The 7,806-nt window shown below is 70.4% G+C and carries 7 protein-coding genes; 3 read left to right on the top strand and 4 right to left on the bottom strand.

The window, feature by feature from the left end; all coding sequences use genetic code 11:
* Window positions 1–119: 119 nt before the first annotated feature.
* Window positions 120–1,376: an argininosuccinate synthase gene (locus GXY85_01690; GenBank protein ID NLW49542.1), complete on the bottom strand. Its 1,257-nt coding sequence runs from the start codon at window positions 1,374–1,376 to the stop codon at window positions 120–122.
* A 275-nt stretch (window positions 1,377–1,651) separates the two neighbouring features.
* Here GXY85_01690 and GXY85_01685 point away from each other — a divergent pair, with 275 nt between their 5' ends.
* Both GXY85_01685 and GXY85_01680 read left to right on the top strand, forming a co-directional pair.
* A complete protein-coding gene (locus GXY85_01685; protein NLW49541.1) occupies window positions 1,652–2,821 on the top strand; it encodes a methionine adenosyltransferase in 1,170 nt (389 codons plus the stop codon).
* Between the two features lie 49 nt (window positions 2,822–2,870).
* Window positions 2,871–4,130, top strand: coding sequence for an adenosylhomocysteinase (locus tag GXY85_01680; protein ID NLW49540.1), 1,260 nt, complete (start codon window positions 2,871–2,873; stop codon window positions 4,128–4,130).
* 78 nt (window positions 4,131–4,208) lie between these two features.
* Here GXY85_01680 and GXY85_01675 read toward each other — a convergent pair whose 3' ends face one another.
* Together GXY85_01675 and GXY85_01670 are read right to left on the bottom strand one after the other, a co-directional pair.
* Complete coding sequence (locus GXY85_01675; GenBank protein ID NLW49539.1) at window positions 4,209–5,474, bottom strand: hypothetical protein; 1,266 nt, start codon at window positions 5,472–5,474, stop codon at window positions 4,209–4,211.
* Window positions 5,475–5,791: 317 nt separating this feature from the next.
* Window positions 5,792–6,346: a CvpA family protein gene (locus GXY85_01670; protein NLW49538.1), complete on the bottom strand. Its 555-nt coding sequence runs from the start codon at window positions 6,344–6,346 to the stop codon at window positions 5,792–5,794.
* A 160-nt stretch (window positions 6,347–6,506) separates the two neighbouring features.
* Here GXY85_01670 and GXY85_01665 point away from each other — a divergent pair, with 160 nt between their 5' ends.
* Complete coding sequence (locus GXY85_01665) at window positions 6,507–7,490, top strand: MoxR family ATPase (GenBank protein NLW49537.1); 984 nt, start codon at window positions 6,507–6,509, stop codon at window positions 7,488–7,490.
* Window positions 7,491–7,505: 15 nt separating this feature from the next.
* Here GXY85_01665 and GXY85_01660 read toward each other — a convergent pair whose 3' ends face one another.
* On the bottom strand, window positions 7,506–7,742 hold the full coding sequence (locus GXY85_01660) for a YggT family protein (protein ID NLW49536.1): 237 nt from the start codon (window positions 7,740–7,742) through the stop codon (window positions 7,506–7,508).
* Between the last annotated feature and the right edge of the window lie 64 nt (window positions 7,743–7,806).

Raw genomic sequence — 7,806 nt, 5'->3', positions numbered from 1 at the left:
GCGCCGGCGTCCTCGCCGGCTGTGCCCGGAGCGTCCCGCTCCGGGGTTGGTCACGCGGAAGTCGGCGGGCAAGATGCCCGCCCCACAGCCGGCCAGAGGCCGGCGCTCAGCGCCTGCACCTAATCCGGCTTGATCTCCGGGGGGCTCAGCTTCGGCCGCAGCGTCTCCTCGGGCAGTGCGCTCTTGAGCACCTGCGCCTGCACGCGCGTGGGCAGGCCGTGCAGCGAGATGAAGCCGAGCGCCGCCTTGTGGTCGAACTCGTCGCCCTTGTCGTAGGTCGCCAGCGCCTTGTCGTAGAGCGCGTAGTCGCTGCGGATGCCCACCTTCGTGGCCGTGCCCTTGAACAGGCGCATGCGCACCCTGCCGCTGACCACCTGCTGGCTGCTCAGCACGTAGGCGGCCAGGTCCTGGTGGAACTTGCTGAACCAGAGGCCGTCGTAGATCAGATCGGCGTAGTGCGTGCTGACGGCCGCCTTGAACCGCAGGGCGGGCCGCGTCATCGTCATGCCCTCCAGGGCCGTGTGCGCGGCGTGCAGCAGGACGGCGGCGGGCGCCTCGTAGATCTCGCGGCTCTTGATGCCGACCACGCGGTTCTCGATGTGGTCGATGCGGCCGATGCCATGTCGCCCGGCGATGCGCCCGGCCTCCTCAATCAACTCGACGCCGTCCATCGCCCGGCCGTTGAGCGCGACGGGGAGGCCCTTCTCGAACTCGATCTCCAGTTCCTCGGGCTCGTCCGGGGCGTCCATCGGGCTCACGGTCAGCGTGTAGGCGTCCTCGGGCGGGGCGACCCAGGGGTCTTCCAGGATGCCGCATTCGATGCTGCGGCCCCAGAGGTTCTCGTCCGTTGAGTAGGGGCTCTTCCTGGTCACGTCGATCCTGATGCCGTGGCGTTCGGCGTAGTCGATTTCGTCCTCACGCGTCATGCCCCACTCGCGGGCCGGCGCGATGATGTCGAGTTCGGGCGCGAGTGTCTTGATGGACACGTCGAAGCGCACCTGGTCGTTGCCCTTGCCGGTGCAGCCGTGGGCGACGGCGGTGGCGCCCTCCTGGCGGGCGGTGTCGACGAGCAGCTTGGCGATCAGCGGCCGCCCGAGGGCCGTGGCCAGCGGGTAGACGCCCTCGTAGAGCGCCCCGGCGCGCAGAGCGGGCCAGAGGAAGTAGTCCACGAATACATCGGCCGCGTTGGTGACGAGGGCCTTGACGGCTCCGACTTCGAGCGCGCGGCCGCGGATCGTCTCCAGGTCTTCATTCGTGCCGAGGTCGATCGTGAGAGTGACGACGTCGAGGTTGTAGGTTTCCTGGATCCAACGGACGGCGACGCTGGTGTCCAGCCCGCCGGAGTATGCGAGGATGACGCGGTCTCGATCGGCCATGTGTGCCTCCTGCCCGGGCATGTGATCGTCCAGAGGGAGATGCGTGCGGCGGGTGTCGCCCGCGGACGGCTCCGGGCGCGCGCCGGCCGTCGGCAGGCCGCCTGCGGGGCCTCGCCGATGGGAACACGCTTTATACACCAGCCCGCCGGCGGAGTCAACGCGGCCGGGTGCTCGATGACGGCCGTTGCGTGCCCGGGACGGTTTCTGCTATAGTCGGCGGAGTCGATCTCCGTTCCGATTGCCATCTCGGCCCCCGAAGCCCCGGAAGGAACGCCATGAGTGACCGCGAGTACCTCTACAGCTCCGAATCCGTCGCCGCCGGGCATCCGGACAAGGTCGCCGACCGGATCAGCGACTCCGTTCTGGACGCCCTGATCGGCCTGGACCCGAAGTGCCGCGTGGCCTGCGAGACCCTCGTCAAGGCCGACATGGCCATCCTGGCGGGCGAGATCACCACCAGCGCGAACGTCAACTACGCGCAGATCGCGCGGGAGGCCATCACCGACATCGGCTACACCGACGCGGAGTCGGGCCTGAGCGCCGAGACCTGCGCCGTGCTGGTGGGGCTGGACCGTCAGTCGTCGGACATCGCCATGGGGGTCGACGAGGACGCGAGCACCGGCAAGGAGCAGGGCGCCGGCGACCAGGGCATGATGTACGGGTTCGCCTGCGACGAGACGCCGCAGTTGATGCCGCTGCCCATCATGCTGGCCCACACGATCATGGAGAAGGCGCAGGAGGTGCGCAAGCAGGGCAGGGCGCCGTTCCTGCGGCCCGACGGCAAGACGCAGGTCACCGTTCGCTACCGGGGCAGCCGTCCGGTCGGCATCCGGACCATCGTGCTCAGCCATCAGCACTCCCCGGACGTCGGGCGCAAGGAACTGGAGGAGGCCCTGATCGAGGAGGTCATCCGCCCCTGTCTGCCCGAGGACCTGGACTCCAACGGCGTGACCTACCACATCAACCCCACCGGGCGCTTCGTGATCGGCGGCCCGCGGGGCGACTGCGGCCTGACCGGCCGGAAGATCATCGTGGACACTTACGGAGGGCGTGCGCGCCATGGCGGCGGGGCCTTCAGCGGCAAGGACCCGAGCAAGGTGGACCGCAGCGCGGCCTATGCCGCCCGCCACGTGGCCAAGAACGTCGTGGCGGCCGGCCTGGCCCGCGTCTGCGAGGTGCAGATCGCCTATGCCATCGGCGTGGCCCAGCCCGTCTCGGTGCACGTGGACGCCGAGGGCACTGCGCGGATCCCGGAGGACCGCATCGCCGAACTGATCCGCGAGTGCTTCGACCTGCGGCCGCGCGCCATCATCGAGGCGCTGGACCTGCTCAGGCCCATCTACCGCAAGACGGCCGCTTTCGGGCATTTCGGCCGCAACGAGCCGGAGTTCACCTGGGAGCGCACCGACAAGGCGGCCCTTCTGCGCGAGAAGGCCGGGATCTGACCGCAGGCCGGCCCGAACACCCCGATCACCGCAAGATTCGGAGGACGACATGCAGCACGACGTCAGTGACCTTTCACTGGCTGCGAAGGGCCTTCAACGCATCCAGTGGGCGGACCGGGCCATGCCCGTGCTGGCCGAGGTGCGCCGGCGTTTTGAGCAGGAACGGCCGCTCGACGGCCTCCGCGTCTCCGCGTGCCTGCACGTGACGGCCGAGACGGCGAACCTCTGCCGTACGCTCAAGGCCGGCGGGGCCGACCTGGTGCTGTGCGCCTCCAATCCGCTGAGCACCCAGGACGACATAGCCGCCGCCCTGGTCGAGCACGTGGGCGTGCCCGTGTTCGCCCGGCGCGGCGAGGACCAGGAGACCTACTACCGCCACATCGCCAGCGCGCTGGACCACGAGCCCGGCATCACGATGGACGACGGCGCCGACCTGGTCACCGCCATCCTGACCGAGCGCACCGAACTGGCCGATCACGTCGCCGCCAGCATGGAGGAGACGACCACCGGCGTCAACCGCCTGCGCGCCATGGAGCACGACGGCGTGCTGAAGTTCCCCGTCTTCGCGGTCAACGACGCGATGACGAAGCACCTGTTCGACAACCGCTACGGCACCGGCCAGAGTACCGTGGACGGCATCCTGCGGGCCACCGGCGTCCTGCTGGCCGGCATGAAGGTCGTGGTGGCCGGCTACGGCATGTGCGGCCGCGGCCTGGCCGCGCGGATGCGGGGCATGGGCGCGCACGTGACGGTGACGGAGCTGGACCCGCTCCGCGCGCTCGAGGCGGCCATGGACGGCTTCGACGTGCGCCCGATGGAAGAGGCGGCCGGCCAGGGCGAGCTGTTCATCACCGTCACCGGCAATGCCGAGGTGCTTCGCAAGGCCCATTTCCTCCAGATGCGCGACGGCGCCCTGATCGCCAACTCCGGCCATTTCAACGTGGAGATCAGCATCCAGGACCTCTCCGAACTGGCCGCCGACATCAGGCGGCAGGTGCGGGCGAACGTCGACGAGTTCGTCCTCGAGGACGGCCGGCGCGTCTACCTGCTCGGCGAGGGCCGCCTGATCAACCTGGCCGCCGCCGAGGGGCACCCGGCCGGCGTCATGGACATGAGCTTCGCGCTCCAGGCGCTGACGACCGAATACGCCGTGCGCAACCGCGGCGGGCTTGCCCCGAAGGTGCACCCCGTGCCGCGCGAGATCGATCAGTGGGTCGCCCGCCTGAAGCTCGAGACGATGCACATCCGGATCGACCGGCCGACCAAGCGCCAGAGCGACTACATGGCCGGCTGGCGCGAAGGCACCTGACCGACGGACAGGATGCGGGGGACGCCGCATACGTATCGTCGCCGGACGGCGGCATCCCCCGCAGTGGGAGGGGGGAGTTCAACCGACGGAGCGCAGCACCGGCATGCGGCTCCTGCGCTCCTTGAGCGTCACGATCAGCGCGCGCCTGGTCTCCTTGAACGCCAGCTCGTGTTCGGCGGTCCCGTCGGCGGCGTTCCACCGCGACAGCGCCTCGTTGGCCCGGTGGGCCAGGTCCTCGGCCAGTTGGCGCGTGCGCGGGTCCGACAGATAGGAGTCTCGCACCCGCACCGGCCGCTCCTGGGCGGCCAGCTCGGCGGCGCAGCGGAAGACCGATGGCGGCGCGTACTTCAACTGCCCGTTGTTCTGGAAGTAGCGCCGCACCGACCCCGTCTTGATGCCCGTGCGCTCGGAGATCAGCCGGTAGACGTCTTCCTTGGTCGGATGCAGGTTCTCCAGCCGCGCCATCAGGCCGTGCATCTCCTTGACCGGCACGCCCAGGTACTCCTCGGGGATGCCCGGATCGCGGCCGGCCTGCTGCTCGCGGAGCCAGAGTTCCAGGCAGTACTTGATCTCGGCCTGGATGCGCTTCGCCTTCTTGCGCCCGCTCAGGGCCTTGTGCACGCAGTCGTACTTCAGGCTCGTCGCCTCCGCGATGGCCTTGTGCATGGAACTGTGGCTGCGGAACCGGAGCGCCGATCGCGTCTGCTCCAGCCATTCGTCCGGGTCCTGGCCGCGGACCATCTCCTCCAGGGCGACCAGGCCCGTTCGGAACCCCGCGCCGAGTCCCCCCGCGATCGTGCGCAGGCAACCCGGCACCCGCTCCTCGGGGTCCTCCGCCGCAAACCACCGGCCGATCTCCGCCTCGGAGGCCTCCACGCCGCGCCGCGCCAGTTCGCGCTGCACGTGCGGCACGACCTTCACCATCGCCAGGTCGCCCTCCGCTTCCCGCTCGGCCAGAAGCCCGCGCAACTCGCCCGCCGACATGGTGGACGGCTGGAGGAACTGCCGGTGTCCGTTCAGCAGCACGGCGTCGGCCGCCGCATCGCGTTCCTTCAGGGATCCCTGCGTGAGTGCCTCCCGCAGTGCCGCCGGCTGCTCCGGAGCGGCCTCGCCCAGGGGCTCGCGCATCTCGCGGATCAGGCCATGCAGCAGCGTCTGCATGCGCTCGGTCGCCGTCCGGTCGATCTGCCCCCCGCCGGTCCGGCTCCGCAGCGCGGCCTCGACTGCCGCCGCCTGCTCCTCGCCGCCGGCCAGGTGTCGGGCCAGTGCCGGCAGCTTCACGCCATGACCCGCCACGCTCAGCAGGTCCACGTAGTCCTCATACGCCTCAGTCAACTCAAGCACCGGAGCGTTTCCGAGCACGGCAGCACCTCCCGAACGGAGCAGACCATGCAGCAGCAGCGTTCGAATCACGCAAGTGCGGTGCCACGCGGGCCGTGAGGGCGCACCCGAGGCGGGGCGGCATGCGGGGCACGCACGGGGCCGGGGCACCTAACCGCTTGCCGCTCAAGCTTTTACAGCGCCGGGCGTGGGTGCGGCCGTCGAGCCGGAGCGCCGGCCCGTCCGGGACGTGCGGGGCCGACGCCCTGCGGAAATGGAGGGGGGACCGTCAGAAAAAGGCGGAAAACTGTGACCCGCGTGGTCACGTGTGACGGGGGCAGTCAGGGCTGCCCACCGCTTGCCCGTCCGCCGGCTCGGGTCGCGGTGTGCCGAAGGCGGTCCGGCAGGGCATGGCGGAAGCAGATGCCCAGTGCGCGGCAGACGGTGGAGTTCTCCACCGCCGCGCCCGGCCGTGTCCCCTCGCCGCCGTACTGCATCGCCACGAACGCCACGAACGCACACAGTATGCCGGCCAGGAGCGTCCCGAACGCGAGGCCCAGCAGGCGGTCGGTCAGGTGCGGCTTGAGCGAGTTGACGATGTCGCGGAACAAGTAGGCCAGCAGGCCGCAGACCAGCAGCGCCCCCACGAACACCGCAGCCGCGCTGCCCATCAGCCGCACGGACTCCGAGAAGCGCGTGCCCAGCTGCTCGGCAACCACCGGATGGTAGAGGAGTGTGAGCCAGATGCACCCCACCACCATGCCCATCATCACCAGCATCCAGACCAGGCCCAGCAGGAACCCGAGGACTGCGGCGACGGCCACGAGGCCCAGCAGGGCGAGGTCCGCCCCTCCCAGAATCCCGGCAATCGGCGGCAGCAGTGCGGCAGATACCATGTCCCCGGGCCTCCCCGCGCTTCGTCCCCCTGCACACTCGCTGCCTGAGTGTACCGCCCCTGCGGCGCGCGGTCAAGGCTTTGTCCGGCCGCCGGAACGGTTGAACGCGCCGCGTCCTGCGCTATACTGACCGGTCCCCGATGGAAGAGAGGACGTCCGCATGCCCGAATCGCCGCAGCGCGACCTGCAGGAGCGTCTGGACGGCATCCGGCCCCGGCTGGACGCCGTGCGCCGCCAGGTGCACCACGTCGTCATCGGGCTCGACCCCCTGATCGACGGCATGCTCTCGGCCCTCGTCTGCGGCGGCCACGTGCTGCTGGAGGGCGTGCCCGGGCTGGCCAAGACGCTCTGCGCCACCACCCTGGCCGGCGCGCTGGCGGTGGACTTCGGCCGTGTGCAGTTCACCCCCGACCTGCTGCCCGGGGACCTGCTGGGCGCCGAGGTCTACAGCCCGCAGACGGGCGAGTTCTTCGTGCGCCGGGGCCCCATCTTCGTGAACCTCCTCCTCGCCGACGAGGTCAACCGTGCGCCCGCCAAGGTGCAGAGCGCCCTGCTGGAGGCCATGCAGGAGCACCAGGTGACCCTTGCCGGCCGCACCCTCCCCCTGCCCGATCCCTTCATGGTCGTCGCCACAGAGAACCCGGTCGAGCAGGAGGGCACCTACCCCCTGCCCGAGGCCCAGGTGGACCGGTTCCTCCTGAAGCTGAAGGTGCCGTACCCCGAACGCGAGGCCGAACGGGAGATCGTCGAGCGAATGGCGACCTCCCGGCCGCCGTCGTCTGCCCGGGCGGTGCTTGAGAAGTCCGACATCGCCGAAGCCCGCGCGGTCGCCGACCGGATCTACGTGGACGCGCGCGCCCGCAACTACGCCGTGGACCTGGTGCGCGCCACCCGCGAGACGGGCTCGGACCTGCGATCGCTGGTCGCCTGGGGGGCCTCGCCGCGGGCAGCCGTGCACCTGGTGATGGTGGCGCGCGCCCGTGCGCTGATGGCGGGCCGCGCACACGTGCTGCCGGACGACGTGCAGGCCGCCGCCCCCGACGTGCTGCGGCACCGGCTGATCCTGACCTTCGAGGCCGAGGCCGAAGGCGTGCGCCCCGACGAGGTCATCGGGCGCGTTCTGGAGACCGTCCCCGTGCCCTGAGCGTCCGGGCGTCGCCTACCCACCCAGCAGGTGCCCCACAACCTCCAGGATCAGGATGGCCACCAGGGGCGAGAAGTCGAACCCGCCGGCCGGCGGCAGCGCCCGCCTGAGGGGACCCAGAAGGGGCTCCGTCGCCGAGAACAGGAACAGGTAGACCTCGTTCCGGCGGCTCTGCGGCGGGAGCCACGAGAACAGCACCCGCACGATCACCATGATGGCATAGACGCGAACGGCCACGGCCAGCAGCCCCATGGAACGTCCCCCCGACGATGCATGCGTTGAACCCCCATTCTACCGTACCGCCGCCCCACCGACA

It is taken from the genome of Candidatus Brocadiaceae bacterium (assembly GCA_012728835.1).
Classification (GTDB): Bacteria; Planctomycetota; Brocadiia; order SM23-32; family SM23-32; genus JAAYEJ01.
The sequence above is the reverse complement of the archived record's forward strand: the minus strand, read 5'-3'. Positions and strand labels throughout refer to the sequence as shown.

Coding starts and splice junctions, on each gene's coding strand:
- GXY85_01690 (NLW49542.1), bottom strand. CDS start 1,376: ATGGCCGATCGAGACCGCGTCATCCTCGCATACTCCGGCGGGCTGGAC.
- GXY85_01685 (NLW49541.1), top strand. CDS start 1,652: ATGAGTGACCGCGAGTACCTCTACAGCTCCGAATCCGTCGCCGCCGGG.
- GXY85_01680 (NLW49540.1), top strand. CDS start 2,871: ATGCAGCACGACGTCAGTGACCTTTCACTGGCTGCGAAGGGCCTTCAA.
- GXY85_01670 (NLW49538.1), bottom strand. CDS start 6,346: ATGGTATCTGCCGCACTGCTGCCGCCGATTGCCGGGATTCTGGGAGGG.
- GXY85_01665 (NLW49537.1), top strand. CDS start 6,507: ATGCCCGAATCGCCGCAGCGCGACCTGCAGGAGCGTCTGGACGGCATC.
- GXY85_01660 (NLW49536.1), bottom strand. CDS start 7,742: ATGGGGCTGCTGGCCGTGGCCGTTCGCGTCTATGCCATCATGGTGATC.